Origin of the sequence: Mucilaginibacter mali (assembly GCF_013283875.1) — a bacterium.
GTDB lineage: Bacteria > Bacteroidota > Bacteroidia > Sphingobacteriales > Sphingobacteriaceae > Mucilaginibacter > Mucilaginibacter mali.
Window position 1 is genome coordinate 601,970 of record NZ_CP054139.1, and the last position, 26,495, is coordinate 628,464.

The following is a 26,495-nucleotide window of genomic DNA, read 5'->3' on the forward strand; positions in this document are numbered from 1 at the left end:
TTCTGCTTTTAGTGTATTTACATCGCTTCCAGCATCTGCTTTAGCACCGCCTGTGCGGCCCAAACGCGGTTGCCGGCCTCGTGCACTACGGCCGAGTGCGGGCCGTCCAGTATCTCGTCGCTTAGTTCAAGGTTGCGGCGTACGGGCAGGCAGTGCATTACTTTGGCGTTATTGGTATCTTTCAGGCTATCGTTCTTCAGCAGCCAGTCTTCGGTAACGGCGGGCATTTTGCCATAAGGTTCGTAAGCCGACCAGTTCTTTACGTACACAAAATCGGCATCGGCCAGTGCTTCCTGCTGGTTGTGGGTAATGGTAGCGCCTTGGGTAAACTCTTCCGATAGTTCGTAACCGGCAGGGTGGGCGATGGTGAAATCAACATTGGCCTTGCACATCCACTCGGCGAAGGAGTTTGGTACGGCCTGCGGCAGCGGTTTTACGTGCGGGGCCCAGGTAAGCACCACTTTAGGGCGCGGACGGCTCTTCAGTTCTTCAATGGTCACCAGGTCGGCCAGCGATTGCAGCGGGTGGCGCGTAGCTGACTCCAAACTTACCACCGGTTTACCGCAAAACTTCACGAACTTATTAAAGATCATTTCGCTATAATCTTCCTCACGGTTCTTCAAGCCCGGGAACGAACGCAAGCCAATGATATCGGCATACTGGCCCATTACACCGGCAGCTTCGCGGATGTGCTCGACAGTTGTACCGTTCATTACCACATTATCCTGCAATTCCAGCGCCCAGCCTTCTTTATCTATATTGAGCACCATTACGTTCATACCCAAATTTAGGGCAGCCTTTTGGGTACTCATACGGGTACGCAAGCTTGGGTTAAGGAAAACCAACGCCAAAGTTTTGTTCTTACCCAAATGCTGAAATGCATACGGATCAGCTTTTAATTTTAAAGCTTCGGCAGCTAATGCGTTGATATCGGCAACGTCGTTAACAGAAGAAAATAGTTTCATAGTAGCCCTTTAATTATTCGTATCATATGTCATTTCGAACGATAGTGAGAAATCTTATACGGTTGATAAGTCGCACGTATAAGATTTCTCCCGTTGGTCGAAATGACAAGTTGTGTTATAGTAACTCGCCTCTTACTCCCCCTTCAGGGGGTAGGGGGGCTTTAGTTCACCTCCTTAGCAAATGCCTCTAAAAATCTATCGGCATAAGCTTTGGTCAAATTCAGCGCGGGCAGCAAACGGATCACGTTCGGTTTAGCTTCACCTGTGAAGATGTGGTGTTTGAACAGCAAGTTTTTTTTCACATCCGCCAGTTCGGCAGGCAACTCGATACCGATCATCAGGCCACGGCCGCGCACTTCGCTTACCTGCTTGAACTTCTTTAATTCATCTATCAGGTAACCGCCAACTTCGGCAGCGTTTTGGATCAGGTTATCCTGTGCCATTACTTCCAATACGGCCAAGCCAGCGGCGCAAGCCAGGTGGTTACCGCCAAAGGTAGTACCCAGCATGTAATAAACAGGCTTAATTTTTGGCGAAATAATGATAGCCCCCATCGGGAAGCCATTGCCAATGCCCTTGGCCATGCTGTAAATGTCGGCATCTACACCGGCAAAATCGTGCGAGAAGAACTTGCCCGACCTGCCATAACCGCATTGCACCGAATCGGCAATAAATACGGCGTTATGTGCATCGCAAAGCGAACGTATCTTTTTCAAAAAGCTCTCCGATGCTACACGGATACCGCCAACACCCTGGATACCTTCGATGATCACCGATGAGATCTCATTTTCGGCGAAAGCCTGCGCTAAAGCGGCCTCGTCGTTAAAAGGTAAAAAGATGATGTTATCGGTCTCGTTTACCGGGGCAATGATCTTTGGATTATCGGTAGCCGAAACAGCGAGCGATGTACGGCCATGGAAAGCGCCCTTAAACGCGATCACCTTTTTGCGGCCGTTGTAGAAAGATGCCAGTTTCAGCGCGTTCTCGTTAGCCTCGGCACCCGAGTTGCACAGGAACAGCTGGTAGTCTTCTTTACCGCTTACGTGGCCCAGTTTTTCGGCCAGTTCGGTTTGCAAAGGGATCTCAATAGAGTTGGAGTAGAACCCGATCTTATGCAGCTGGTCTTCCAGCCTTTTTACATAATGCGGGTTAGTATGGCCGATAGATATTACGGCATGGCCGCCGTAAAGGTCTAAATATTCCTGGCCTTTACCATCATAAACCAAACTGCCAACACCTTTAGTGATGTTGATGTTGTTTATTGGATATACGTCGAATAGTTTCATTTTCTTTTAAGGTGAAAGGTAAAAGGCGAAAGGTTAAAGGTTCATTCGCCTCTTAAAAACTTTATAAAACCAATTAACATTGCTTTTACTTCAATAATATCTTTACTTATACTTTCGTAAATTTCTCTTGATATAAAACCAACGTCATAAATTAGATAACAGGTGTACTCTGCTTCGTGGGCCGAGCCTAAGGCATTATCGAGGTACCGTGCGAAATCTTTATCAGTATTTTTACCACATCCCTCGACTATATTTAATGGGATCGAGTAAGTTGACCGGCGCAATTGGTCGGTTAATGCAAAACGTTCTTCGGCAGGCATTATAGGTAGGACTTCTTTGTACATCCGCTTTGTTAGCAAATGTGCTTTTTTCCAAACCTCTACTTTTTTATAGTCCCGCATTACTTTTCCTACCTTTTACCTTTCGCCTTTAACCTTTTACCTCCATTAAAACCCAGTAGCTTTAAGCCTTAAACCAGCTGTTTCATCAAACCCAAACATCAAGTTCATATTCTGAACGGCCTGGCCTGACGCACCTTTCAAAAGGTTATCTATTATGCTTACAATAAACAGCTTATTGCCATGTTTTTTAACCTGGATAAAGCATTTATTGGTATTTACCACCTGTTTCAGGTCGATGTCACGGTCGGTAACATGGGTGAACGGGTGGCTGGCATAATAGTCCTGGTAAAGCTGCAGGGCCTCCTGCTCTGTCAGCTCGCTTTCTGTATACATCGAGGCGATGATGCCTCGTGTGTAATCGCCGCGGTAGGGGACAAAGTTGAGAACCCCCTGGCCCCCTGAAGGGGGAATAAAACCTGGCTGTAATTGATTTAACGACTCGCCTATCTCGTTCAAGTGCTGGTGATCGAACACTTTATAAACCGAAAGGTTATCGTTACGCCAGGTAAAGTGGGTGGTAGCCGTAGGCTTTTGCCCCGCCCCTGTTGAACCTGTAGTGGCTGTAATATGCACCTCGCTGTTCAGCAATTGCTTGCTCGCCAGTGGTAATAAACCCAATTGCAGGCAGGTAGCAAAACAACCTGGGTTAGCTATATTTTGCGCCGATTTGATGGCATCCTTATTTAACTCAGGCAGACCGTAGGTGAAGTCTTTCGTGTTAAGCTTCGAGTTTTTATTCAACCTGAAATCCTGACTCAGGTCAATGATCTTTACCGTATCGGGGATAGCATTCGCTTCTAAAAACTTCTTCGCATCGCCATGACCAACACACAGGAACAGCACATCTACATTGGTATGCAATTCGTTAGTGAATTTCAGGTCGGTATCGCCAAACAGGTCGGTATGTACATCGTAAACGTAATTGCCGGCATTGCTGCTACTGTTCACGAAAGCGATATCAACATTGGGGTGGTTCACCAAAATGCGCAGCATTTCGCCACCGGTGTAGCCCGCGCCGCCAATAATTCCAACGCGTCCCCCCCTGCCCCCTAAAGGGGGAGTAGAATTTGCAATATTTTTACCTGTATCAGTCATCTTTACGGAATATTAAATTCCCCCTTTAGGGGGTCAGGGGGTTTCTATATTAACCCTGTCATGTTTGGTAGATGGATGCGAGTATAGCGTAAATTCCAGGTCGGCCTCGCTGTGGTTACTAATGCGGTGGTGCTGCCCTGGTAATATCTCTATACCCTGGTGTTCGGTTAGTATTTTCACAACGCCATCTACATAAAAAATGGCGCTGCCTTTTATAATGAAAAAGAACTGCGTAGCCTTTGTATGGTAATGCAACGCTTCGGATGTATTAGGCGGCATCAGTTCCTGTTTAACAGATAGCGCGTCGGTATCTACAAAGGTCCACCCGTGGCAGCCGTTGCCCCACTCGTAATGAACCCCCTCGCCCCCTAAAGGGGGAATAGCTTCACCTTCCCGTTTAAAGAAAGCTTGGTGGATCATATTTTTGTGCTCACTACTCATTATCTGTTCGATGGTTCCCCCTTCAGGGGGTTAGGGGGCTTTTAGCTATTTACTTTATGGTAGATCATTACCTGGTTGCCAAATATCTTCGAGAAACCTTTTACATCCTCGCCGGTCCAGGCGTTGTTCATTTCGCCGTAGCTGCCAAATTTATTGCTCATCAGGTCGTGGTCCGATTCGATACCAACCACCTGGAACCTGTACGGGTTCAGCTGAACGAATACCTTACCGCTCACCTTATCCTGTGTATCGGTAAGGAAAGCTTCGATATTGCGCATGATAGGATCGTGGAACTGCCCTTCGTGCAGCCAGTTACCGTAGAATGATGACAGCTGGTCTTTCCAGCTCAGTTGCCATTTGGTCAGCGCATGTTTCTCTAATGTATGGTGCGCTTTAATGATCACCATTGGCGCGGCGGCCTCAAAACCTACACGGCCTTTAATGCCGATAATGGTATCGCCTACGTGTATATCGCGGCCAATGCCGTAAGGCTGCGCGATGGCTTGTAAAGCCTGGATAGCTTTTGTAGGATGATCGTATTTAGTACCGTCGATAGCTACCAGTTCGCCTTTTTCAAAGGTCAGTTCGATATCGCGGGTGCCTGTCTCGGTAACCTGGGTCGGCCAGGCATCTTCGGGCAGGCCTAAATTCGATGTAAGGGTTTCCTTACCGCCTACCGATGTACCCCAAATACCTTTATTGATAGAGTATTTGGCTTTCTCAAAGTTCATCTCCACGCCGTGTTTCTTCAGGTATTCTATCTCTTCTTCGCGGCTCAGTTTCAGGTCGCGTATCGGGGTGATGATCTTTACTTCGGGCACCAGGATATTAAAGATCATATCAAAACGCACCTGGTCGTTACCGGCGCCGGTGCTACCGTGAGCAACCGATTCGGCACCTATCTCTTTAGCGTAGTTGGCAATGGCAGTGGCCTGGCTAACACGCTCGGCACTTACCGATAGCGGGTAGGTATTATTTTTAAGCACGTTACCATAAATGAGGAAACGTACGCAAGTGTTATAAAAATTCTCGGTCTCATCAACCACGTGGTGACTGGTAACGCCCATCGCGTAAGCACGTTCCTCAACCTTTTTCAGTTCCTCATCGCTAAAACCGCCGGTGTTCACAATTACCGAATGCACTTCCATGCCTAAGTCGCGGGTTAAGTATATACAGCAAAATGATGTGTCTAATCCGCCGCTGTAAGCAAGTACTACTTTCTTTTTCATAAGCTAAAAGCGGAAAGCTGAAAGCAAAAAGCTTTTTGACCTTCCTATTTTTTTATTTTCTAAGGGCTTTAATAAGGCCAATTAACATGGCCTTAACTTCGTTAATTAATCTATATAGTTTTTCGAACAGATCTACCTCAATATATGCCAGGTCTTTGCACATCAAACAGCAATATTCCAACTCATGTGCCGAACCTAAAGCCATATCTAAAAAATGAGCAAAGTCCTTTTCGGTAAATCGTCCGCTACCTTCAACAATATTGAGCGGTATCGAGTACGAACACCGTTTGGTTTGGCTCATCAGGTCGTATTGTTCGCTTTTAGGAAATTTAGGTAGCAGGTTGCGATACACGAACATATTGAGTTCGTGTGATCTGATCCATACTTCTAATTTCCTGTAGTCTCTCATTTTTTAAGCTATTCTCCTGCTTTTTGCTTTGGTCTTTTAGCTTTCTGCTTTAATATTAAAATTTATTGTGGGCTAACATTAATTTTGTAGAACGCTTAAGCGCGTTCTCGATACGCTCGAGCAAGGTCGCTTTGTGCGTTATCTTTTTCATTTTTTCTTCGTACTCCTTCGCTTTTTCGGCGGGGTCGAAAAGCATGGCGGTACACATGCAGTTTTTGCGGCCTTTGGCAGTAAGGATATCAAAATTTACGCAGCTTTTGCAACCTTGCCAAAAGGCTTCGTCCTGCGTAAGCTCGCTATAGGTTACAGGTTCGTAACCCAGGTCTGAATTGATCTTCATTACGGCCAAACCCGTAGTTAAACCAAATATCTTTGCTTCAGGATATTTTTTGCGCGATAGGGCGAAGATATTCTCTTTAATAGCCTTGGCTAAACCCACTTTACGGAACTCGGGGTTAACGATCAAACCTGAGTTGGCAACAAAGTCGCCGTGGCTCCAGGTCTCGATATAACAAAAGCCGGCCCAGGTACCATTTTTATGCAGGGCGATAACCGCCTTGCCTTCCAGCATTTTATTGGCCACATATTCGGGCGAGCGCTGGGCGATACCGGTACCGCGCGCTTTTGCCGATTCGGCCATTTCCACACATATTTGCTGTGCATAGTCCACATGCTGTGCAGAAGCTACCTGTATATCAAAATCTTGTATTGTCATTATTTGAATAGAAAAACTACCGTTAAATAATCCGGCCTTTTTTACGGGCCCCTATTAATTGAATGGTTTTTTGGGGAAAAGGTTTAACCTTTAGCTGTTTGATGATACTGCAATTACAGTTCTCAAACCCGGGGAATAAACGGCCTTCGTCGGGAAGGGAGGAATACAAAAACGTCGGCAACCAAAGCAGCGGCAACCCAGGCGAAGATCGCTTTGGAAGTGGGCCTTTTTAAGCTTTGTGTTTTCATTTTTTTATAACGTGTTTTTGTTATTGAATTTGCGTGCAAAAAACTGCATTAATTTTGTTTTATGCAAGAAAAAAATCAGATAATAAACACAAGTGGAAAACATTATGTCAATACGCTGACTAACAAGCGGCTCAGCCTATTTTTTTGAAGGTCATCGTACGGCCGATAAACTTAAAATGCCAGTAGCCGGTAACCTTCAGCAAACCATCCCTGGTAAGGTAAGCAGAAGCATCCCAGGAACGGCCGGTTTTGGCTTCGTAAACGCTGCCATGCTCCCAACTGTTACTCTTGGGGTCGTATACCAGGTTTTTTACTACATTCAGGCCGATAATTTTGCGGTCGCGTAAGCTTTTATCGGGGTTGTGCTTGTCGGTCCATTCATCCATGCGCTTGGTTTCGTCATCGTTTTTAAACCAAACTATTTTAGCCTTAAACTCGTTGTTATCCTTATAAACATCCACCGTCAGGTTTTTCTCTACGGTCGTCCAGCGGCCAATGATCTGTTCGGTTGGCGATACAGCTTGAGCTTTTAACAGTACGGGGAATAATAAGCAGGTGAATAATAGGGTAAGTTTGGATAGTTTGATGCTCATGTACCTGCTTTATTCAATGATGGTGCCAAATTGCAATGATACGGAAAAGAGATAGGTTTCTAAACCACTTTGTCATTGCGAGCGATAGCGTGGCAATCTCGTATTTAGTTTACATGCGACGAGATTGCCACGTCGCTCCACCGCACAATTCCTGCCAGGCTCCTCGCAATGACATTTTTGATATACATAGATATAAAACAAAAAAAGCCCGCATATCAATTATACAGGCTTTTAAAACTTTTGACTTATACCTTTTTAATTTATATCGCCACTTTTACTACCAGCTTTTTAATAAAGCCATCGCCTATCATTGGGGCGTGCACATCGTTAGGATAAAATATCACAAACTCCCCTGCGTTCAGTGTGAACTGCATTTCGGGTTTGTCAGCATAAAAAGTTACGTCCTTTTCAGCATTGTATTCGCCTTTTGGCTGGCTGCAATCGTTACGCGGTTTCCAGCCCATGCTCTCCACACCGCTGATCAGCACCTGTATATCGATGTTCTTATTATGGCATTCGAATTTTTCGGCAGCTACTTCAGGGGCAACACCATCCTTAGCCATCACGGCATACTTCACGCCGTCAACTTCGTATTTACCAACTTCCAGTGCATTCAGGTCGATGCTCGCCAAATGGTCGAATGCAGCTTTAAAGCCTGGATGTAAAGCAACGTACTGGCCGCTGTTCTCTAATTTATCTATGATCATAATTTGTTTTGTGTTGATGTTTATTCCTGGTTATTATCGGGCAGATCTTTTACGATCTCTCGTATCTTATCTATTAAAAAAGTTGTTTCCTGTATATGATGTTCATTTAAACGATTGTAACGTTCTTCCCATGACAAGGAATCATCATCCCTGTATTTCGGCACCTTGATCCACTTATAGGAGTTCAATATCTCGTTCTTGTCCATCATAAAGCTAAGATACACGTTAATTAAAAATCCGTCCCGCAAAATGCAGGACGGATCATGATATTTCCATTCCCCCTTTAGGGGGTTAGGGGGGGCTTAACGCTGTACACGGCCACTGCCGTCGCCTTTTACCAGGTCTTTAACCTCTGATAAAGTAGCGTGGTTCAAGTCGCCAGGGATGGTGTGTTTCAATGCCGAAGCAGCAACACCAAACTCGGCAGCATCGCCCTGGCTCATGCCGGTAACTAAACCGAAGATGAAACCGCTGGCGAAAGAGTCGCCGCTGCCCACACGGTCAACAATACGTACTTCGTACTGTTTAGTGTGGTAAAACTCGTTACCATCGTATACTAAGGCGCTCCAGCCGTTATCGCTGGCGCTGTGGCTTTCGCGCAGGGTAGAGGCGATATGCTTAAAGCCAAATTTCTCTTTCATTTGTTTGAAAACGCTTTTGTAACCGTCAAGGTTCAGTTCGCCTTTGGTTACGTCGGTACCTTCGCTGGTGAAGCCTAAAGTAGTGTCGGCATCTTCTTCGTTACCAATACAAACGTCAACATACTGGCAAAGCTCGGTCATCACTTTACGTGCTTTCTCTTTGCTCCATAGTTTTTTACGGTAGTTAAGGTCGATAGAGGTAGTGATGCCTTTTTCCTTTGCAGCTTTTAAAGCAGCTAAAGTAAGGGCAGCAGCCTTATCGCTCAGGGCCGGGGTGATACCGGTAGTATGGAACCAATCGGCACCTTCAAAAATCGCGTCCCAGTCAAACTCGCTGGCGTCAACATCGGCAATAGAAGCGCCTGCACGGTCATAAACCACCTGCGATGCACGCATAGAAGCGCCTGTTTCTAAAAAGTAGATACCTAACCTGTCGCCACCACGCGCCACAAATTGCGTATCAACACCGTAACGGCGCAGGTGGTTAATGGCAGACTGGCCAATTGGGTTGTTTGGAACTTTTGACACGAAGGTACCATTCAGCCCGTAGTTGCAAAGCGCTGCCGATACGTTGGCTTCGCCGCCACCATAGGTAACATCAAATGAATCTGACTGAACAAATCTTTTAAAATCAGGGGTAGATAATCTAAGCATTATCTCGCCCAGGGTTACGACTTTTTTAGACATCGTTGGGTTATGTTTTAAGATTGAAAAATTAATATACTGTTATTAAGCTTAATTTAGCTGGTTGTCAAAAATACATTTTAGGCCAACTATTTACGAAGATATGTTAAAAAAAAACAGCGGTAACGATTGCGTTAATTGTTTTGAACTAAATGCTAATACTACATACATCTTTCTATATTTTCTTCCTACTTTTAGCCCCTGATAAACTTTTCTGAATATATTAAACCACCATGGATAAGAAAGAAGCCATTCTGAAACTGATACCAGAGCAAGGTATCCTGCCCCTGTATTTTAATAAAGATGCCGAGATCAGCGTAAATATTTTACATGCCTTATATAAGGCTGGCGTAAAAACCATCGAATACACTAACCGTGGCGAGGCTGCCTTAAAGAACTTTGCCAAACTGCGCGAGGTTTGCGATAAGGAATTAAGCGGCATGTACCTGGGTGTGGGCACTATTAAAAACGCCAAACAAGCGCAGGACTTTGTTGACGCCGGCGCCGATTATATCATCAGCCCCGGATTGGTTGAAGAAGTGATCCCGGTTGCTGAAAAGGCAGGCTTGTTATGGGTTCCCGGCTGTATGACCCCTACCGAGATCATCAAAGCCGAAAATCTGGGCGCTAAAGTTGTAAAACTATTCCCTGGTAACTTATTAGGCCCGTCATTCCTGTCGGGTATTAAAGAACTGTTCCCTGGTATGCTGTTTATGCCTACCGGCGGTGTTGAGTTAACAAAGGAAAACATTGGCGGCTGGTTTAAAGCAGGTGTTTGCGCAGTTGGGATGGGCAGCAAACTGATAAGCAAAGACGTGATGGAAAACCAAAAATACGACGAATTAACCGCGGCTACTATCGAAGCTTTAGAAATAGTTAAAGCAAGCCGCTAATCATATATAAACCTACATTATACCCGAGAGAAGACAATGAGTAAAGACACGATAGGCAAGTTCAGGTGGACCATCTGCTCGTTGCTTTTTATTGCAACAACCATCAACTACCTGGACCGCCAGGTGCTGAGCCTTTTGCAGCCCACCCTGGAAGGGAAGTTTGGCTGGACCAATACCGATTATGCCAACATAACAGCGGTATTTCAGTTCACCTACGCTATTTGCCTTTTATTTGCAGGCCGCATTATAGATAAGCTGGGTACTAAATGGGGTTTCGGCTGGGCCATTATTATCTGGTCTATCGGTGCTATTTTACATGCCTTCGCCATCCCTATTGGTAATGTGGTTGGCGGCTTGTTCGGTTACGTAAGTGTGGCTACCTTGTCTGTTGCCGGCTTTATGTTTGGCAGGGGGATCCTGGCCATCGGCGAATCGGGTAACTTCCCGGCAGCTATTAAAGCCACAGCCGAATATTTTCCTAAAAGGGAGCGTTCGCTGGCTACCGGCATCTTTAACTCGGGCGCGGGTATCGGTGCAATTTTGGCGCCTATCTGTATCCCCTGGATCGAACAGAAATGGGGATGGGAGGCTGCTTTCGTTGCCGTTGGCGCAATGGGTTTTGTTTGGCTGGTGCTATGGCTGATCATTTATGAAAAACCTGAACGTCAAAAACGCCTTTCGGCCGCAGAATTAACCCATATCCTTTCTGACGATGCCGCGGTTAAAGCACCTGTTGCCGGCGCTGCACCTGTTGAAGAAAAGGTAAGCTGGACAAAGCTGCTGGGCTATCGCCAAACCTGGTCGTTTGCCTTTGGTAAATTCATGACCGATGGCGTTTGGTGGTTCTTCCTGTTCTGGCTGCCTGCCTACTTAAAGGCTCAATACGGTATGGTAAAATCAGATATCAGTTTCCCGCTGGCTGTATTGTATATGCTAACCATGATCGGTAGTATTGGCGGCGGCTGGTTCCCTGCATATTTCGCTAAAAAAGGCCACGATATTTATATGGCCCGTATGAAAGCCATGCTGGCTATCGCGGTGTTCCCGCTTATTGTTTTACTTGCACAACCATTGGGCAGTTACAGCTACTGGGTGCCGGTTATTCTTATCGGGATCGGTGCATCAGCCCACCAGGCCTGGAGTGCTAATATCTTCACTACCGTATCGGATATGTTCCCTAAAAAGGCCATTGGTACTGTTATCGGTATCGGCGGTATGGCCGGCGGCCTTGGCGGTGTGATCATCAATAAGCTGGGCGGTTACCTGTTTGATAAATACAAGGCACTTGGCCATATCGAAACCGGCTACACCATTATGTTCACCATTTGCGCGGTAGCTTATTTGATAGCCTGGATTGTAATGAAAGCATTGGTGCCCCGCTACAAACAGGTTGAATTATAATGCTGTTAATTATGATATTGAAAGCCGGGCAATTTGTCCGGCTTTTTTGTTTATATCCAAACGGTATTGTGAGAAGTAAGCGAAGAACGCCAGGCTTGTATTACCGCACGGCTTGCCGGAGATTCTTCATCATTGTTATCCATAAGATGTTTTGAAAATAAGTGTCTGAAAAAGCAAAACGTCATCCCGAACTTGTTTCGGGATCTCATTTGCACAGTCTAATCTTTGCATACCTGACCTGAGTGATGAGGTGTTGAAACAAATTTAGCATCACTTTATTTGTCATTCCACCTTAGAGGTCGCCCGGATTTTATAAACAGCATGACGGGTTAGTTTTACAACTGATATTTCGCCCTTAGCTGCTCACTTACCAAACCCGCATCATCAACAACGCTTTGCGGGTAGCCCATGGCCTGCAGAATAGCGATCCCGTTCTTGTTTTTCAATAGTCCCGGCTTCATACGATAATCAAACACCAGGCGGGCATCGGCAGTAACCAGTTCCTCGAATGAGTAAGTGGTATAATCGCTGCCCAATAATTCGGCCAGTTCCAGGTCGTGGGTAGATACAAATACAAAATTGCCATTGGCGGTTAAGTAGGCCAGCACAGCTTTGGCCGCGGCAATACGTTCGATGGTGTTTGTGCCGCGAAAGATCTCGTCTATCAGCACCAGGTTTTTGTTGGGTTTAGCGGCATCGCATTGCTGCATGATATCTAAAACAGATAAAGCCTCGGCTTGAAAATAGCTTTTATGCTCCTCCATATCATCGCTTATGCGGATACTGGTATAAATATTTAGCCACGGCGCGCTATAGCTTTTGCTGCAACTGGTAAACATGGTTTGCGCAAGCAAGGCGTTGATAGCAATACTGCGGATAAAAGTGGTTTTGCCCGACATGTTGGATCCCGTTACCAATACGCCCCTGTCGGCACTGGTATTGATAGAATTGGCAACGCAATCCGTAACCAGGGGATGGTAAAGTTCCCGGATGTCAAGATCGCTATCGGGGCTAAACACCGGCTTGCTGTAATAGGCGAGGCCATCGCGCACAGAACGGATACTGATCAGGAAATCGATATGGCCTATGTAATCAAAGATGAGGTGGATACCCGGGCGATATTTATTCACCAGGTTAATAGAACTGATAAACATCAGTGGTTCTAACAACAAAAGGGTTTTGATCAGTTCGGACAAGGCATACATCACATCCGTAGGGTCGCGCACAGCCGAATTGATGCTCACAAAACTCAAAGACCGCTTCAGGCTGCCCATATGGTTAATGGTATCGCTTACCTGCTGGTTTACCGGTGTGCCCGTTTGCTTGCGGAACCATGTGGCCGCATTAATGAGTTTGATAAGTTGCGGCAGCGAATGGGTATACTGCGCCACCTTTCGTTTATTAACATAATGGATCACAAAGTTAGCCATCACCATTAGCATCAGCACAATAAAATAAAGCTGGTTATGCGTGGCTATCATCAGCATAAATAACGCGAGGACGGTAATACCGGACACCCTGATATAAAAAGTAACCAGCGGACTGAACAGCGATTCCTGTGCTTTAAACAATTCGGGCAGGTAATAGGCGTTCGGGTCGCTTAGTTCGGCTAATTGCAGCTGGTAGGTTTCTAAAACACTTTTGTCGGCAGGCAAAGCATCCACTTGTTTATCAATATTATTGATGTTGGCCGGTATAGCAGCGCGCGATAAAAGCCGGTTATATAAATATTGCTGACCGGGTTTGGAGCAGGTACGGTCGATATAGGTAAAAACCTGCTCAATATCCAGGTCGGCCATGGTAGCAGCAGATAACCGGAATTGATCGGGATCGGCTTGCAGGTATAAGGCTACCTGTTTAAAATTAGGTAGATGATCAGCAGGCTTACCCCAATTTTCGCGGATAGCAGCCAGGCGTTTATTCCGTTTGCGGATATTGCCGGCATAGGTAAGTATTACCAGTAATAATATTATCGCGATGACGATTACAACAGCAATGCCCATATTAACGTTTCCCGCTTAAGAAGCCTTGCAGGGCATGTTGCGTAAAGTTTGATAATACCAGTTCGCCGCTGATGGCGGCGCGGGTGGCCAGTAAGGTATCCCAGTTTTCGGTGCCTTCCCACATAATTTGCTTCAGGCCGGTCAGCGCGCCGGGATGGTAGGAAGCCAGTTTTTGCGCAAGTCCGTCAACGGCTTCATCAAGTGCGGGTATATCGGCATAAACCTCATTATATAAACCTTTGCCCATGGCCCATTGCGCGTTCTGAAAATCGGTAGCGCGGATGGTTAACTGCGAAAATGCCGGTAAGCCCACCTTGCGTTGTACCACAGGCGATATCACAAAGGGGCCAATGCCAATGGCTAACTCGCTTAGTTTGATGGATGCAGCTTCGGTAGCCAGGCAGTAATCTGCCGCGGCGGCTAAACCTACGCCGCCGCCTACCGCTTTGCCCTGTATGCGGGCTATCACAATTTTAGTACAGGTGCGTATAGCGTTGATAACGTTGGCAAAACCCATAAAAAATTGCGCGCCGCTTTGCTTATCTTTTAGTTGCAGCAATTCATCAAAACTGGCGCCTGCGCAAAAGGTGCGGTCGCCGGCACTTTTTAAAACAATGACGCGGGTGGCGTCGTCATGTCCGGCCTGATCAATTGCCGAAGTTAACCGGGCCAGCAATGCCGATGGCAACGAGTTTTGCGCTGGATGAAAAAAGGTGATGGTGGTAACACCTGAACTATCGGTAACAGAATTTACATAGCCGTTTGCTGTATCACTCATAGTAGAGAAGCTTTAAACCAGGGCTAATATCCGTACTTTAAAACAGGTTTGCAACAGTAGTTTTTGCACCGGAAGTATGCTAAAATAAACCTATAAGTTTTAAATAAAAATAAATTTTAAAATATTAATTAAATAAATTATATTTGATAGTCCCCTAATTATTAACTAATAATAAAATAATTCAGCCATGTGAAAATTGTAGTAATTGAAGACAATCCTGATATTATGGATGTGGTTGATTTTATTTTAAGCAGCGACGGACACGAACTGATCCCCTGTAATGACGGCAGCATCGCCGCCAATCTGCACAACATTAATCCCGACCTGATCTTTATCGACGAGTTTTTGCCTGTAAAACGCGGGAGCGAGATATGCAAAAACATTAAGGCAAACCCACTATTGCAGCACATGCCGGTGGTGTTAATATCAACCGTGCCCCACCTGGCTACCATTGCCAGCCAAAGCGGTGCCGATGCCTACCTGGAAAAACCGTTTGAACTAAGCGACTTTTTAGCCATAACCAACAGCTTTGTAAAAGTTTAATCGTTAGGCAGGTTAGGTATCTTCAGCAGATCGTTAGGGTCGATATCCAGCGCTTTACCCAAAGCGGCTATGGTGGTTAATTTGGCGTTTACCCGGCCATTCTCTATGCGGTAAATTTGCGAAAGCTCCATATCAGCCATCTTGGCTAACTTGTCCATTGATAGTTTACGTTGCAAGCGCAACTTTTTAAGGTTCTTACCAAAAACCTTAACAACTTCCTGTTCGGGTAGTTGAAAAAACATAAGTGTGTACAGTGTTAGGGTGATGTATTTAACAGGCGGGGCAAATATACATTTACCGTCCGCAGAATACTACACAAACGATAGTTTTAGTTATAAATTTTGCGGGTTGAAAAATAAATGTTTGGCCGATGGTAAAATTTATTCACTCCCCGGGCAACCTATTGTAGAAAATAGGCGTCATTTTAGTATAACGCTATATTTATTAAATAGCAATTTATTGCACTTTACTGATCTTGAAATTTGTTAAAGTATTGTAAATATGAAGTTTAATAAACGTACTGTGAAGGATATTATAATAAGTGGCATGCAGATTGCATCAGCTTCCATATAATGGAAAAGGAAAAGAAAATATTAGTAGTTGATGATGACCGGGCGATACTGGAGATGCTGGGCGAGGTGCTTTCCTACTATGGTTACCAGGTGAGCACGCTGGCGCGTGCCGAGATGGTTTTTGACCGGATTAAAGAGTATAACCCCGATTTGATACTAATGGATATTATGCTGGCCGGTATGGATGGCCGCACTATTTGCCGTGCCATTAAATCTGTTGAAGATGTGTCAAATATCCCCATCATCCTGATCTCGGCAAGTGAGAGTGGCGCTTCGTGCCTGAACCGTGAAGGCGCCCCAGACGACTTTGTTCAGAAACCTTTCGACGTAAGCTTCCTGATTGAAAAGATAGAGCACCAACTGGCTGCTTAAATCTCCTCTTTTTCAATAGTTTAGCGCTTTAAATCCTTTTGTTGCAGGTGAAATTCCATTATGGTGGGGTTTGGGTATCTCCGTGTGTAATATTATTAAGATAATTACTTAACTGCGGGGAATTGAATTAATTTCTGACTTTAAAATCACATAAATTTTAACTATAATTTAATTAATTAAATTATTTGAAAAACCTTGTTTGTAGAATAATTAATTTATATCTATCATTGTATCACATTTTCGTTTGCAACCGTTCTATCTATCTGCGGTTGCTTTTTTCCGAAGCTGCTGATACATCATTAACCCTTACAGTTTGCCCCTGCAAATTTAAACTATGTTGAAACGAATTTTAGTGCTGGATGATAACCAGGACATTTTGGAAGTGGTGAACGAGGTTTTATCGTATGAGCACTTTGACGTTCACGCCACTTCAAACAGTAATGGCATAGTGGCTGTTGCCGAAAAATTTAACCCCGACCTTATTATTTTGGATTACCGCCTGAGCAATGCCAACGGCGGCGAAATATGCCTTGAACTAAAGGCCCACCCTAAATTTAAAGATACACCCGTAATTATCTTCTCGGCTTATATTAGTATGAACGTTGATTTTGATAAGTACAGGTGTGATGCCGTGATCTCCAAACCGTTCGATCTGTCGCAATTGATAGAAACGGTGAATGGGTTGATAAAATGATGCTTTGTGGCTAATTAACCACAAAGAACACAGAGAATTCAACCGGATTAACACAAAGACCACAAAGCCTTTGTAACCCTATATTAACTTTAGTGTCTTTTGCGACCTTTGTGAAAAGATCTTTGCGCCCTTTGTGGTTAAATAGCCACTTATGCGTTTTTAACAATATCCCCCACAATCATTTCCGCATGCACCCGCGAGTTTTCTATAAACCATAAGTGGGTATCCATCCCCCCGCAAACCACGCCGGCCAGGTAAACGCCGGGCAAGTTGGTCTCCATAGTATCAGGATTGTAGTGCGGGATAAATTTCTGATCTTCGGACAGGGTGATGCCTAAACTATGTAGAAATTTAAAATTGGGCTTATAACCGGTCATCGCCATCACAAAATCATTGGAGATGGTAACCAGGCCATCGGGTGTTTGTATGTCCACTTCGTGTTCGCGCACGGCGGCAAGACTTGAGTAAAAGTAAACCTTTATGCTGCCTTCTTTTATGCGATTAATAATATCGGGCCTTACCCAATACTTCACCCGCTTACTGATCTCATCGCCACGCACAATCAGTGTAACATCCGCACCTTTGCGGTAAGTTTCCAGTGCCACATCAATAGCCGAATTGCTGGAACCTACCACCACCACCTTTTGCATAGCATAGTAATGCGGGTCCTGGTAGTAGTGTTTTACTTTGGGCAGGTCTTCGCCGGGGATATCCAGTAGTACCGGTATATCATAGAAACCAGTAGATACGATCACATGCTTAGCCTGGTATGCCGCCTTATTGGTGGTAACGGTATAATGCCTGCCGCTACGCTCCATACTCAATACTTCCTCAAACAAATTAACCGGCAGATTATGGGAGAAGGCCACACGGCGATAATACTCCAGCGCTTCGGTACGGTTAGGCCGCTTGTTGATGGTAACAAAGGGCACGCCGCCAATCTCCAGCTTTTCGGAAGTGGAGAAGAACGTCATGGTGGCAGGGTAGTTATACAACGAGTTGACCAGGCAGCCTTTCTCGATAATAACAAAGCTTAGTCCGGCTTTTTGGGCCGATAGTCCGCAGGCCAAACCGATGGGGCCACCGCCAATGATGAGGATATCAAGCATAAAACAAATGTACTAAAAAGCCCCCCGCCCCCTAAAGGGGGAGTAAAGAAAAAGCGCCATCTTTGTTAGAAATGACGCTTTTATTATTTTATCATTTGCACATCTGCATATCCACGCATCTGCACATTAGATCTTTATTTCCCGGCCGCTTTAGCGTAATCTGCTAAAAAGGTAGCCAGGCCGTTATCGGTTAGCGGGTGTTTCAGCAAAGCGGTAATGGCCGATAGGGGAGCGGTAACCACATCCGAACCTATTTTAGCGCAATTAATAATGTGCATAGGGTGGCGGGCCGAAGCAGCCAGGATCTGGGTAGTGTAGCCGTAATTATCATAGATCAGGCGGATATCTTCGATCAGCGTTAAGCCATCGGTAGAGATATCATCCAAACGACCGATAAACGGCGATACATAAGTAGCACCCGCCTTAGCAGCTAATAAAGCCTGCCCCGCGCTGAAAACCAGCGTGCAGTTGGTGCGGATACCCTTGCCGGTGAAGTATTTAATAGCGCGCACGCCGTCCTTTATCATTGGCACCTTTACTACAATTTGCGGGTGCAGGGCAGCCAGGGCCTCGCCTTCGGCAACCATTTCATCAAAGGTAGTGGCGATAACTTCGGCGCTAACATCGCCGTCGGTAATTTCGCAGATAGCTTTGTAGTGGGCAATAATGTTATCATGACCGGTAATGCCTTCTTTGGCCATTAACGATGGGTTGGTGGTTACGCCGTCAAGTACGCCAAGTTCGTGCGCCTCTTTAATATGGGCAAGGTTGGCGGTGTCGATAAAAAATTTCATGTTATGGGATTGATTTTAAATTGAATAAGCAAAGTTGAATCCGGGGGCGAATATCAGGCTTGCCGAACTTAAAACCAAATATAAAGGCACAAAAAAAGGGTAAGCTACTTTCATCGCACCGCTCAACCTCCTACCCTTGCTGCGTTCCCACCCTGGGGGAGTTCAAAGGGAGCTGGTCGTGAAAGACTTACCCGGCACAAATATAGCAAAAAAGCTAAGGGCAGGTTAAATAATTATTAAAATGTGCAGATATGCAGATGTGCAAATGTGCAAATGATTAATTTTCAGGATGTTTATTTTTGATGTATGGGCGTGCGAATAGAACTAATTTGCACATCCGCACATCTGCATATTTGCACATCCATCAAGCCGCCCTTTGAAACGGACTCGCCTTCATCGGCTCAATGAGATAATTGGTCATCAACTCCTTTTCGCTCATGATCATGCTGAAATCGGTATAGATCATCCCATTCTCAAAGGGGTACACAATGTAGCCGCGCTTATTGGCGTCGTAGTCGCCCAATTCAAAAAGCTCGTCGTCGGTTTTACCTTTTATTTTAGCGCCTTGCACTAATTGGTAAGCATCACTTATATGGTTAAAATTAATGTTCTTCATGGTACACAAGCCTATGCAATTTTGTTGCCAGTCTTCAAGCTGAAAGCTTAAAGACCAAAGCATAAAGCCGAATGGGAAGCTGCTTTGCGCTTTCTGCCTTCGGCTTTCCGCTTCAAGCTGAAAGCTTAAAGACCAAAGCATAAAGCCGAATGGGAAGCTGCTTTGCGCTTTCTGCCTTCGGCTTTCCGCTTCAAGCTGAAAGCTTAAAGACCAAAGCATAAAGCCGAATGGGAAGCTGCTTTGCGCTTTCTGCCTTCGGCTTTCCGCTTCAAGCTGAAAGCTTAAAGACCAAAGCATAAAGCCGAATGGGAAGCTGCTTTGCGCTTTCTGCCTTCGGCTTTCCGCTTCAAGCTGAAAGCTTAAAGACCAAAGCATAAAGCCGAATGGGAAGCTGCTTTGCGCTTTCTGCCTTCGGCTTTCCGCTTCAAGCTGAAAGCTTAAAGACCAAAGGATAAAGCCGAATGGGAAGCTGCTTTGCGCTTTCTGCCTTCGGCTTTCCGCTTCAAGAGAACCACCCGAAGAGATCATTCTGTGTAAGCGTGGCTTTTTGCGCGGAGTTCAGATCGTGCAGGATGATGCCCTCCTGCATTTGTATAATACGGTTGCCATAAGTGTAGGCATCCTTTAGGTTATGGGTGACTAAAATTGCGGTCAGTTTAAAATCACTGATCAGTTTATCAGCCGTTTGCATCACCACATTGGCCGACCGTGGGTCTAATGCTGCCGAGGGTTCATCTAACAGCAGGATGCGGCAATCGTCCATCACGCTCATCAGCAGGGTAAGCGCCTGCCGTTGCCCGCCCGATAGACTGCCCATCAGCTGGTGGGTTTTATTTTCAAGCCCCATATTCAGCAAGGCGATCTTTTCCTGCACCTGTTTTTTAAAACCGGCGTTCACACCTATTTTAAACCCCTTGGGTTGGGTGCGCAAGGCTGCAAGTCGGAAGTTGTCCAGTATGCTCAAATCGGGTGCGGTACCGCTCAGCGGGTTTTGGAAAACGCGGGCTATCCATCGGCTGCGGCTATGATCGGCCATTTTGGTTACGTCGGTACCATCAATACTGATGCCGCCGCTGGTTGGCGAAATGCTGCCTGCAACCATATTCAGCAGGGTAGATTTGCCTGAACCGTTAGAGCCGACGATCACTACGTATTCGCCCTGGTTTATTTGCAGGTCGATGCCGTTCAGGGCGTTCATCTCGTTAGGCTGCCCCTTATTAAAAGTTTTATATAGGGATGTAATGCCGATCATGCCGCCCTCCGTGTTAAGCGTGGTAAACCAACTATCAGCAATACAAATATGGCGGTAACCGCCTTCAGGTAAATGGCATCAACCCCACTACTTAGCGTAAAAGCCAGCACAAATTGAAACAGGATAGCCCCACCCAGCACCAGCGCCAAACTGCCCCAAACCGATGTGATGCGCAGCCAGTTGATCAGTGTTTCGGCAATAATTACCGAGCCTAAACCCATTATCACCACGCCAATACCCATGCTGATATCGGCGAAGCCCTGGTATTGGGTGATCAGGTAGCCGCTCAAGGCTGTAAGGGCATTGGCCAGCGCCAGCCCGACGATCTTCATCCTGTCGGTATTAACCCCCAGCGCGCGGATCATGCTTTCGCTGTTCCCCGTAGCCCGCATGGCCAGGCCGAAGTCGGTTTTTAACAGGTAGTCAATTTTCAGGGTCGCTATCAGTATAAAAATAAACGCTATCCAAAATGTATTCAAATCGGGATTGTTGCTGATGTTTGCCAGCGTAAACAACGATGATAACCCGATGAGCGGCAGGTTAGAGCGCCCCATAATGGTGAGGTTTACCGAGTACAAGGCCGTCATTACCAGTATCCCCGCCAGCAGCGCATTAATTTTTAGTTTGGTATGGATCAACCCGGTCAGTGCCCCAGCGGCAGCCCCGGCCAGTACCACTACCGGCAACACCACATACACCGGCTGATGATGCATGAGCATAACAGCCGTTACCGCGCCCCCAAGGGTATAACTGCCGTCGGTGGTGATATCGGGAATGTTAAAGATCTTCATGGAGATATAGATCCCCAGCGCGAGGGTGCAGTAGCAAAGCCCCTGTATTAACGCGGTGAGGTAAAACTCCATATTTATTTAACGGTCTTAAAATTTGCGGGGATGGCAATATGGTATTTAGCGGCCACCGTAGGGTTAAATACCCGGTTGCGCACTTTTACCATTTCGGGCTGCAGGCCCTTGGTACTGTTGTTGTTTAAGTATTGCACCGCCTGTTCGCCGGCCTGGTAGCCCCATTGGTACATATCGGCGCCAAAGGCAACCACCGCGCCACGCTTAACCAAGCCGGCCTCGCTGGTAAAAATGGGCACATATTTCTCGTCGCAGCTTTTTACAATGGTCTCAAACGAGGCAAACACCACATTATCCGGCAGGGCGAAGAACGCGTCGATATTTTTATCCAGCAGCGATTTGGTAACCAGCTGTGCATCGGCCGATGTTACCACCGGGGTGGCCAGTATGTTGATATTATTCTTTTCGGCCAGCGCCCTGATCTGCCGCAAGGCATCTGCCGACTGCGGTTCGGCATCGTTATAAACAATGCCCACAGTCAGTTTGCCCATTTTGGGCTTCAGTAATTGAGGGATCAGTAAAAACGAGGTGTCTATATACGCCAGGTCCTCCACCGCGCCAAACAGGTTGGCCGGCGCGCCGGTATTCATTTCTATCAGCTTCATCCGCTCGGGCGTAGGCGATACCATGGCGAAGATGGGGATGGTCTTTGTTTTTTGCACCGCCGCCAGGGTAGACAGCGTAGTGCAGGTAGCCAGCAGATCTACCGGCTTATGGATGAAATAATTAGCTATCTGTATTACGTTTGGGATGCTGCCCTGCCCGTTTCGGTACTCTATCTTCACGGTCTTATCGGCCTCGCTATAGCCGCCTTTTTTAAGCGCGTCGGTAAAGCCCGCGCGTGCCTGGGCTATGGTAGCATCTTCAAAGGCATCAATAAAGCCAACAACCGGCACCTTCTTTTTAGCCGGCGAGCAGCCCGCAACCAGGTAAACGATAAATACAAAGGCGATGTTTTTAAGCAGTTTCATAAGTGCTAAGGTAAAAAAAATGTGATAACAGGTATTTACCGGTAGCAGAAATTACAGTGGGGTTATTATATCACCACGCCATTGCGGGGAACGAAGCAATCTCTAAGCTATATGGAGTGGACTTGCAGGGCGCGCTGCTTATCCGGAAGATCGCTGCCTGCCCCCGCAATGATTTAATATATAAAAGAGATAATCTGTAACAAAAAAGACACCGCATTGTTGGTGTCTTTTTTGTTATACCGGTGTATTAAATGCACTTAGGCCTATAACGCTAAGTAATATTAATGGTTAATGTATAATAAGTTAAACGAATATTATTATCTGTTGAGTAAATAAGTCATAACTCCCGTAAATGTTTTATCGTACAACGCAGTGTTGTGGCCGGATAGGCAGCAACATGATGGATGTACTATGCAGGGGATTTACACTAAACAGTTTCCGCTAAACTATTATTTATTTGTACCGGTTGTTATCGTAGCGTTTATGCTGGCGGTACATGGGTATACTGCAAAGCGCCCGTCCAACTCAAACTCATCTTCAACCGATCCTAACGCTGCGGACAACGCCCCGCAAATTTGCCGCATATCTGCCGATGAGACCATTACCCGTTGCGGTACCAGCACCGTTCTCCATGTCGATTCGGGCATTACTAATTATACCTGGAGCAATAATGCCGTAGATCCGGATATGACCATAACCCATTCGGGCCAGTACTGGTGGCAGTTTATTGATATGACCCGCAATACGGTTACCAACGGCAATTTCAATAATGGCCGCAACAGTTTCAGCAGCGATTATACTTATGTTAGCCCGAATGGCAACACAGGGCCTTTCGGGGCATTAAGCGCCGAGGGGTATTACTCGGTAGCTACCAGTCCGCGCACCACGCATACCAACTTTTCGGCCTTTGCCGATCATACCGGCAGCAATGGTAATATGATGGTCATCAATGGTTCGCCGCAAAACAATGCTGTGGTATGGAAGCAGAGCATTACCGTAGAACCCAATACCAGCTATATTTTCTCTATTTGGGCGGCGTCGGCACACCCTTCAAATCCGGCTAAACTCACTTTTTCCATCAACGGTTCGCTGTTAGGGGTGATACAATTAACAACTACTACCGGTTTATGGCAAAACTTCACGGTGCAGTGGACATCGGGTAGCAGCACAACGGCGACGATCGGTATTGTAAACCAAAATACCATTGCCAGCGGTAACGATTTCGCGCTGGATGATATCGTGTTCGCGCCCATTTGCCGCAAATATTTCAATGTAACGCTTGATCCTAATCCGGCAAAACCATCTATCACAAGCAATTAACGATAAAACAACACTTATAACTACCAAAAACTATTATGTATTCATTCATCAAAACAACACTAACAACTTTATTTGTCGCGGTAACTATGGCGGTATTTGCCCAAACTGCCACCCCGGGACCAAGCGATGCCACTACGGCCCCGCCAACCAGTGCCGCAAGCGTAGCGCAGATCTTGTGCTTCGGCTCCACTATTAGCCTTAAGGGCCCAACCGATCCGGGTAATACCTACAAAAAGTACCAATGGTATAAAATTGATAATACCGGTACCAAACAATTGGTAAAAGATGGCACCGACAACCTGTATACCGAAACATCGGCCGGGGCAGGGTATTACAGCTACCAGTTGGTGATCACCAACACCAACGATTGTTCGTCGGATATATCCGACCCGTTTAAGGTATACGTATTGCCTGAACTGACACCAACCATAGCTGCTGCCGGCAATGTAACCGCTGTCTGCGAAAAGGGCGCTTCGAGCACTACGCTTACCGCCAGTGTGGCCAATACCAATTTTACCTACACGTATCAATGGACACGTAACGGGGTAGATATCCCGGGCGCAACCACCAATACTTATACCGTTACCGAACAAACCGCGGGCAGCATAAACTTTGGTGTTAAAGTGGCTTATTCGCTTAACGGCACCTGCGCGCAAACGGCAACACAATCTATCACCGTTGTGCCAATGCCAACCAAACCAGTCATTGTTGCAGGCCCGTAATTCAGTATAAAAGTACAGGCCTTGTGGTATAAATATTACATAACAGCCATATGCATGCTGATGCTTTGGGTAAATGCCCCCGCCGCTACAACGGCGCGGGGCATTTATGCCTTTGATAATGTAATAGTGATACAGCCAGGCCAAAAAGTAACCCTGCATGCCGGCGTAGCCAACGCGGCGGCCTACCAGTGGTTCAACCAAAAACAGCCGATACCGGGCGCGGTGAAAAGCGAATACACGGTTAGCTCGGCAGGTAATTATACGGTGATAGCCTATAGTATGCAGGGCTGCCCGTCGGAAGAATCGGAACTGATGCAGGTACTGGTGGTAAATACTTCGGTAGCCGACCAGATAGATATATCGGTACTGAAGGTGGCCGAAAGCAAGCCGGTAGCCGCGGGCGATGAATTTATTTACCGCATTGTGGTTGATAACAAAACCAACCAGGGTGCCAGCGATGTAAAGATGAAGGATGCCCTGCCCAAAAACCTGGTATATATAGGCATAAAAGGGGTAACTACCGGTTACGGGCAGTACGACCCTGACAGCCGCACTTTTACCTGGGTGATTGGAGATATGCCGGGAAAGGCTAAGGAGGAATTGCAATTACGCGTAAAAGCCGAAGGGCATGGCACCATAACCAATACGGCTGTAGTTACTTCGGCCGGGGTTGATATCGATCCATCCAACAATACCTCTACAGCTGTAAAGGATGTGCAGGGATTGAATGTGCCGAACGTATTTACCCCTAACGGCGATGGCGTGAACGACACCTTCGAGATACCGGGACTGAGCGATTACCCGGATAACGTGATCGATATTTTTAACCGCTGGGGTAACAGTATATACCACAAAAGCGGTTACCTGAACGACTGGACCGGCAACGGCCTTAATGAGGGTACTTATTTTTATGTGCTGCAGGTAAAGGATGCCAACGGAGTAGCGCAAACCTATAAAGGCTATGTAACACTGCTGCGGACACGCAGCGAGGAATAATACAGAGCGCGGCCTTGTGCGATTCCCTCCCACCGGGAGGGTGTAGGGAGGGGTTTAACCGCGTTGCAAGCCGTATAAACCCCTCCCTGCCAACGCACAACCTATCACACCCCTCCCAATGGGAGGGAACTTATTGGAACGATTTAGATATAACGAGATAAGATGATGAAAAGGTTTTTATGGATATTTTTATGCCTGCTGGCCGGGATGGCCAGGGCACAACAGGATGCGCAGTACAGCCAGTACATTTTTAATGGCCTGTTTATTAACCCGGCCTACGCGGGTTATAAGGAAGATGTTTACCTGCAAAGCTTTTACCGCTCGCAGTGGACGGGTTTGGATGGCGCCCCCCGCAGCTTCTCGGTATCGGCCGACGCGGCGCTTAACGATAACAAAGTAGGTTTGGGTATGCTGGTGGCGCAGGACAAGATCGGCGCGCAAAGCACACTATCGGCCTATGCTAACTATGCCTATAAAATACAGATAGGGTATGATGAGAACAGCCGCCTGTCTTTTGGTATAGGCGGGGGCTTTGTACAATCGGGGCTGGATGGCACGCAACTGCATGCCGCGCGCGATGGTGATAATTATGTGCCCGCCATATATCAAAGCACCCTGTTGCCCGATGCACGCATTGGCGCCATGTATACCAACGACGATTTTTTTGTTGGCCTTTCGGCTGATAATCTGCTGCCGCAGCATTTAAAACGGGATAATTCAATATCGGTGCCTATTCCCAAACCGCATTACTATTTTACAGCCGGCGCTTTGTTAGAGATGAATGACGGCACCAAATTTAAACCTTCCATACTGCTAAAAGATGATGCCGCCGGGCCAACCAGTTTGGATATCAACACCTTCTTTTTGTTAGGCGAAAAGATATGGCTGGGCGCCACCTACCGCACGGCTGTGCCCCTGTATGCCAAGCCGCATTTGCAAAACACCCTGCAAAAATCTAACTCGGTAACCGGCATGGCCGAATTTTTCGCCACCGAACGTTTTAGGGTAGGGTACGCCTTCGATTATTCGCTTACCTCTATCGGTACCTACAGCTACGGTACGCACGAGTTATCGATAGGCATTTATTTAGGATCGCACGAAAGTAACAGCAGGCATAATTATAACAAGTGTTATTTTTAGATAAGGTTATAATTCATTGCCGTTGACTTTAGTCAACGGATA

At 46.3% G+C, this 26,495-nt stretch carries 30 protein-coding genes and 1 other RNA gene; 9 read left to right on the forward strand and 22 right to left on the reverse strand.

Annotation, left to right across the window (positions count from 1 at the left end):
- Window positions 1–17: 17 nt before the first annotated feature.
- The 12 genes from HQ865_RS02665 to HQ865_RS02720 all read right to left on the reverse strand — a co-directional run bounded on the left by HQ865_RS02665 (window position 18) and on the right by HQ865_RS02720 (window position 9,417).
- Window positions 18–965: a Rossmann-fold NAD(P)-binding domain-containing protein gene (locus HQ865_RS02665; RefSeq protein ID WP_173413404.1), complete on the reverse strand. Its 948-nt coding sequence runs from the start codon at window positions 963–965 to the stop codon at window positions 18–20.
- A gap of 161 nt (window positions 966–1,126) precedes the next feature.
- Window positions 1,127–2,251 carry an aspartate aminotransferase family protein gene (locus tag HQ865_RS02670; RefSeq protein WP_173413405.1) on the reverse strand — a complete coding sequence of 375 codons (1,125 nt, stop codon included), beginning with the start codon at window positions 2,249–2,251 and terminating at the stop codon, window positions 1,127–1,129.
- Between the two features lie 41 nt (window positions 2,252–2,292).
- On the reverse strand, window positions 2,293–2,652 hold the full coding sequence (locus HQ865_RS02675) for a four helix bundle protein (protein WP_173413406.1): 360 nt from the start codon (window positions 2,650–2,652) through the stop codon (window positions 2,293–2,295).
- Window positions 2,653–2,697: 45 nt separating this feature from the next.
- On the reverse strand, window positions 2,698–3,747 hold the full coding sequence (argC, locus tag HQ865_RS02680; RefSeq protein ID WP_173413407.1) for an N-acetyl-gamma-glutamyl-phosphate reductase: 1,050 nt from the start codon (window positions 3,745–3,747) through the stop codon (window positions 2,698–2,700).
- A gap of 33 nt (window positions 3,748–3,780) precedes the next feature.
- Window positions 3,781–4,167, reverse strand: a complete 387-nt coding sequence (locus HQ865_RS02685; protein WP_173413408.1) for a cupin domain-containing protein — start codon at window positions 4,165–4,167, stop codon at window positions 3,781–3,783.
- A gap of 62 nt (window positions 4,168–4,229) precedes the next feature.
- A complete protein-coding gene (gene argG / locus HQ865_RS02690) occupies window positions 4,230–5,417 on the reverse strand; it encodes an argininosuccinate synthase (RefSeq protein WP_173413409.1) in 1,188 nt (395 codons plus the stop codon).
- A 52-nt stretch (window positions 5,418–5,469) separates the two neighbouring features.
- Window positions 5,470–5,826, reverse strand: coding sequence for a four helix bundle protein (locus HQ865_RS02695; protein ID WP_173413410.1), 357 nt, complete (start codon window positions 5,824–5,826; stop codon window positions 5,470–5,472).
- 55 nt (window positions 5,827–5,881) lie between these two features.
- Window positions 5,882–6,541 carry a GNAT family N-acetyltransferase gene (locus HQ865_RS02700; RefSeq protein WP_173413411.1) on the reverse strand — a complete coding sequence of 220 codons (660 nt, stop codon included), beginning with the start codon at window positions 6,539–6,541 and terminating at the stop codon, window positions 5,882–5,884.
- 379 nt (window positions 6,542–6,920) lie between these two features.
- Entirely contained in the window at window positions 6,921–7,382 is a 462-nt protein-coding gene (locus HQ865_RS02705; protein WP_173413412.1) for a DUF2147 domain-containing protein, read from the reverse strand.
- 260 nt (window positions 7,383–7,642) lie between these two features.
- Complete coding sequence (locus HQ865_RS02710; protein ID WP_173413413.1) at window positions 7,643–8,089, reverse strand: YhcH/YjgK/YiaL family protein; 447 nt, start codon at window positions 8,087–8,089, stop codon at window positions 7,643–7,645.
- Window positions 8,090–8,109: 20 nt separating this feature from the next.
- Window positions 8,110–8,298 (reverse strand): hypothetical protein, encoded by a 189-nt coding sequence (locus HQ865_RS02715; RefSeq protein ID WP_173413414.1) that lies wholly within the window; start codon window positions 8,296–8,298, stop codon window positions 8,110–8,112.
- 93 nt (window positions 8,299–8,391) lie between these two features.
- Window positions 8,392–9,417 (reverse strand): sugar kinase, encoded by a 1,026-nt coding sequence (locus HQ865_RS02720; RefSeq protein ID WP_173413415.1) that lies wholly within the window; start codon window positions 9,415–9,417, stop codon window positions 8,392–8,394.
- 230 nt (window positions 9,418–9,647) lie between these two features.
- Here HQ865_RS02720 and HQ865_RS02725 point away from each other — a divergent pair, with 230 nt between their 5' ends.
- Both HQ865_RS02725 and HQ865_RS02730 read left to right on the forward strand, forming a co-directional pair.
- A complete protein-coding gene (locus HQ865_RS02725) occupies window positions 9,648–10,307 on the forward strand; it encodes a bifunctional 4-hydroxy-2-oxoglutarate aldolase/2-dehydro-3-deoxy-phosphogluconate aldolase (RefSeq protein WP_173413416.1) in 660 nt (219 codons plus the stop codon).
- Between the two features lie 36 nt (window positions 10,308–10,343).
- Complete coding sequence (locus HQ865_RS02730; RefSeq protein WP_173413417.1) at window positions 10,344–11,708, forward strand: MFS transporter; 1,365 nt, start codon at window positions 10,344–10,346, stop codon at window positions 11,706–11,708.
- 335 nt (window positions 11,709–12,043) lie between these two features.
- On the opposite strand, the gene HQ865_RS02735 is transcribed toward HQ865_RS02730, so the two are convergent.
- Together HQ865_RS02735 and HQ865_RS02740 are read right to left on the reverse strand one after the other, a co-directional pair.
- Complete coding sequence (locus tag HQ865_RS02735) at window positions 12,044–13,711, reverse strand: MutS-related protein (protein ID WP_173413418.1); 1,668 nt, start codon at window positions 13,709–13,711, stop codon at window positions 12,044–12,046.
- Between the two features lies 1 nt (window position 13,712).
- Window positions 13,713–14,489 (reverse strand): enoyl-CoA hydratase/isomerase family protein, encoded by a 777-nt coding sequence (locus HQ865_RS02740; RefSeq protein ID WP_173413419.1) that lies wholly within the window; start codon window positions 14,487–14,489, stop codon window positions 13,713–13,715.
- A 189-nt stretch (window positions 14,490–14,678) separates the two neighbouring features.
- On the opposite strand from HQ865_RS02740, the gene HQ865_RS02745 reads away from it, so the two are divergent.
- Window positions 14,679–15,032, forward strand: coding sequence for a response regulator (locus HQ865_RS02745; protein WP_173413420.1), 354 nt, complete (start codon window positions 14,679–14,681; stop codon window positions 15,030–15,032).
- Here HQ865_RS02745 and HQ865_RS02750 read toward each other — a convergent pair.
- A complete protein-coding gene (locus HQ865_RS02750) occupies window positions 15,029–15,274 on the reverse strand; it encodes a helix-turn-helix domain-containing protein (RefSeq protein ID WP_173413421.1) in 246 nt (81 codons plus the stop codon). The genes HQ865_RS02745 and HQ865_RS02750 overlap by 4 nt on opposite strands.
- A 330-nt stretch (window positions 15,275–15,604) precedes the next feature.
- On the opposite strand from HQ865_RS02750, the gene HQ865_RS02755 reads away from it, so the two are divergent.
- A complete protein-coding gene (locus HQ865_RS02755; protein ID WP_173413422.1) occupies window positions 15,605–15,976 on the forward strand; it encodes a response regulator transcription factor in 372 nt (123 codons plus the stop codon).
- 334 nt (window positions 15,977–16,310) lie between these two features.
- On the forward strand, window positions 16,311–16,670 hold the full coding sequence (locus tag HQ865_RS02760) for a response regulator (RefSeq protein WP_173413423.1): 360 nt from the start codon (window positions 16,311–16,313) through the stop codon (window positions 16,668–16,670).
- A 149-nt stretch (window positions 16,671–16,819) separates the two neighbouring features.
- Here the strand turns inward: HQ865_RS02760 and HQ865_RS02765 are convergent, their stop codons facing one another.
- From HQ865_RS02765 to HQ865_RS02795, 7 genes are all read right to left on the reverse strand, one after another.
- Window positions 16,820–17,779, reverse strand: a complete 960-nt coding sequence (locus HQ865_RS02765; protein ID WP_173413424.1) for a YpdA family putative bacillithiol disulfide reductase — start codon at window positions 17,777–17,779, stop codon at window positions 16,820–16,822.
- Window positions 17,780–17,913: 134 nt separating this feature from the next.
- Window positions 17,914–18,573: a fructose-6-phosphate aldolase gene (gene fsa / locus HQ865_RS02770; protein WP_173413425.1), complete on the reverse strand. Its 660-nt coding sequence runs from the start codon at window positions 18,571–18,573 to the stop codon at window positions 17,914–17,916.
- A gap of 94 nt (window positions 18,574–18,667) precedes the next feature.
- Window positions 18,668–18,766: signal recognition particle sRNA small type (gene ffs / locus HQ865_RS02775), an RNA gene on the reverse strand.
- 171 nt (window positions 18,767–18,937) lie between these two features.
- A complete protein-coding gene (locus tag HQ865_RS02780; RefSeq protein ID WP_173413426.1) occupies window positions 18,938–19,717 on the reverse strand; it encodes a hypothetical protein in 780 nt (259 codons plus the stop codon).
- Window positions 19,692–20,441 carry an ABC transporter ATP-binding protein gene (locus HQ865_RS02785; RefSeq protein ID WP_173413427.1) on the reverse strand — a complete coding sequence of 250 codons (750 nt, stop codon included), beginning with the start codon at window positions 20,439–20,441 and terminating at the stop codon, window positions 19,692–19,694. The genes HQ865_RS02780 and HQ865_RS02785 overlap by 26 nt, the downstream gene beginning before the upstream one ends.
- The gene (locus HQ865_RS02790) at window positions 20,438–21,304 is read right to left on the reverse strand and encodes an ABC transporter permease (RefSeq protein ID WP_173413428.1); all 867 of its coding nucleotides are present in this window, start codon (window positions 21,302–21,304) and stop codon (window positions 20,438–20,440) included. The genes HQ865_RS02785 and HQ865_RS02790 overlap by 4 nt, the downstream gene beginning before the upstream one ends.
- A gap of 2 nt (window positions 21,305–21,306) precedes the next feature.
- Window positions 21,307–22,275 carry an ABC transporter substrate-binding protein gene (locus tag HQ865_RS02795; RefSeq protein WP_173413429.1) on the reverse strand — a complete coding sequence of 323 codons (969 nt, stop codon included), beginning with the start codon at window positions 22,273–22,275 and terminating at the stop codon, window positions 21,307–21,309.
- A gap of 411 nt (window positions 22,276–22,686) precedes the next feature.
- Here HQ865_RS02795 and HQ865_RS02800 point away from each other — a divergent pair, with 411 nt between their 5' ends.
- The 4 genes from HQ865_RS02800 (at window position 22,687) to HQ865_RS02815 (ending at window position 26,453) form a co-directional block, all read left to right on the forward strand.
- Window positions 22,687–23,595: a hypothetical protein gene (locus HQ865_RS02800; RefSeq protein ID WP_173413430.1), complete on the forward strand. Its 909-nt coding sequence runs from the start codon at window positions 22,687–22,689 to the stop codon at window positions 23,593–23,595.
- A 35-nt stretch (window positions 23,596–23,630) separates the two neighbouring features.
- On the forward strand, window positions 23,631–24,317 hold the full coding sequence (locus HQ865_RS02805; protein ID WP_173413431.1) for a hypothetical protein: 687 nt from the start codon (window positions 23,631–23,633) through the stop codon (window positions 24,315–24,317).
- A gap of 54 nt (window positions 24,318–24,371) precedes the next feature.
- Window positions 24,372–25,313 carry a T9SS type B sorting domain-containing protein gene (locus HQ865_RS02810; RefSeq protein WP_173413432.1) on the forward strand — a complete coding sequence of 314 codons (942 nt, stop codon included), beginning with the start codon at window positions 24,372–24,374 and terminating at the stop codon, window positions 25,311–25,313.
- Window positions 25,314–25,475: 162 nt separating this feature from the next.
- A complete protein-coding gene (locus tag HQ865_RS02815; RefSeq protein ID WP_237073731.1) occupies window positions 25,476–26,453 on the forward strand; it encodes a PorP/SprF family type IX secretion system membrane protein in 978 nt (325 codons plus the stop codon).
- Window positions 26,454–26,495: the final 42 nt, after the last annotated feature.

Bases quoted from the DNA above. Each gene is read 5' to 3' on its own strand.
- HQ865_RS02755 (WP_173413422.1), top strand. From the start codon at position 15,605: ATGGAAAAGGAAAAGAAAATATTAGTAGTTGATGATGACCGGGCGATA.
- HQ865_RS02785 (WP_173413427.1), bottom strand. From the start codon at position 20,441: ATGATCGGCATTACATCCCTATATAAAACTTTTAATAAGGGGCAGCCT.
- HQ865_RS02725 (WP_173413416.1), top strand. From the start codon at position 9,648: ATGGATAAGAAAGAAGCCATTCTGAAACTGATACCAGAGCAAGGTATC.
- HQ865_RS02795 (WP_173413429.1), bottom strand. From the start codon at position 22,275: ATGAAACTGCTTAAAAACATCGCCTTTGTATTTATCGTTTACCTGGTT.
- argG (WP_173413409.1), bottom strand. From the start codon at position 5,417: ATGAAAAAGAAAGTAGTACTTGCTTACAGCGGCGGATTAGACACATCA.
- HQ865_RS02815 (WP_237073731.1), top strand. From the start codon at position 25,476: ATGATGAAAAGGTTTTTATGGATATTTTTATGCCTGCTGGCCGGGATG.
- HQ865_RS02670 (WP_173413405.1), bottom strand. From the start codon at position 2,251: ATGAAACTATTCGACGTATATCCAATAAACAACATCAACATCACTAAA.
- HQ865_RS02700 (WP_173413411.1), bottom strand. From the start codon at position 6,541: ATGACAATACAAGATTTTGATATACAGGTAGCTTCTGCACAGCATGTG.
- HQ865_RS02730 (WP_173413417.1), top strand. From the start codon at position 10,344: ATGAGTAAAGACACGATAGGCAAGTTCAGGTGGACCATCTGCTCGTTG.
- HQ865_RS02675 (WP_173413406.1), bottom strand. From the start codon at position 2,652: ATGCGGGACTATAAAAAAGTAGAGGTTTGGAAAAAAGCACATTTGCTA.
- HQ865_RS02740 (WP_173413419.1), bottom strand. From the start codon at position 14,489: ATGAGTGATACAGCAAACGGCTATGTAAATTCTGTTACCGATAGTTCA.
- HQ865_RS02810 (WP_173413432.1), top strand. From the start codon at position 24,372: ATGCTGATGCTTTGGGTAAATGCCCCCGCCGCTACAACGGCGCGGGGC.
- HQ865_RS02805 (WP_173413431.1), top strand. From the start codon at position 23,631: ATGTATTCATTCATCAAAACAACACTAACAACTTTATTTGTCGCGGTA.
- fsa (WP_173413425.1), bottom strand. From the start codon at position 18,573: ATGAAATTTTTTATCGACACCGCCAACCTTGCCCATATTAAAGAGGCG.
- HQ865_RS02710 (WP_173413413.1), bottom strand. From the start codon at position 8,089: ATGATCATAGATAAATTAGAGAACAGCGGCCAGTACGTTGCTTTACAT.
- HQ865_RS02790 (WP_173413428.1), bottom strand. From the start codon at position 21,304: ATGGAGTTTTACCTCACCGCGTTAATACAGGGGCTTTGCTACTGCACC.
- HQ865_RS02780 (WP_173413426.1), bottom strand. From the start codon at position 19,717: ATGATCTCTTCGGGTGGTTCTCTTGAAGCGGAAAGCCGAAGGCAGAAA.
- argC (WP_173413407.1), bottom strand. From the start codon at position 3,747: ATGACTGATACAGGTAAAAATATTGCAAATTCTACTCCCCCTTTAGGG.
- HQ865_RS02665 (WP_173413404.1), bottom strand. From the start codon at position 965: ATGAAACTATTTTCTTCTGTTAACGACGTTGCCGATATCAACGCATTA.
- HQ865_RS02720 (WP_173413415.1), bottom strand. From the start codon at position 9,417: ATGTCTAAAAAAGTCGTAACCCTGGGCGAGATAATGCTTAGATTATCT.
- HQ865_RS02685 (WP_173413408.1), bottom strand. From the start codon at position 4,167: ATGATCCACCAAGCTTTCTTTAAACGGGAAGGTGAAGCTATTCCCCCT.
- HQ865_RS02800 (WP_173413430.1), top strand. From the start codon at position 22,687: ATGCAGGGGATTTACACTAAACAGTTTCCGCTAAACTATTATTTATTT.
- HQ865_RS02705 (WP_173413412.1), bottom strand. From the start codon at position 7,382: ATGAGCATCAAACTATCCAAACTTACCCTATTATTCACCTGCTTATTA.
- HQ865_RS02765 (WP_173413424.1), bottom strand. From the start codon at position 17,779: ATGCTTGATATCCTCATCATTGGCGGTGGCCCCATCGGTTTGGCCTGC.
- HQ865_RS02750 (WP_173413421.1), bottom strand. From the start codon at position 15,274: ATGTTTTTTCAACTACCCGAACAGGAAGTTGTTAAGGTTTTTGGTAAG.
- HQ865_RS02715 (WP_173413414.1), bottom strand. From the start codon at position 8,298: ATGATGGACAAGAACGAGATATTGAACTCCTATAAGTGGATCAAGGTG.
- HQ865_RS02735 (WP_173413418.1), bottom strand. From the start codon at position 13,711: ATGGGCATTGCTGTTGTAATCGTCATCGCGATAATATTATTACTGGTA.
- HQ865_RS02695 (WP_173413410.1), bottom strand. From the start codon at position 5,826: ATGAGAGACTACAGGAAATTAGAAGTATGGATCAGATCACACGAACTC.
- HQ865_RS02760 (WP_173413423.1), top strand. From the start codon at position 16,311: ATGTTGAAACGAATTTTAGTGCTGGATGATAACCAGGACATTTTGGAA.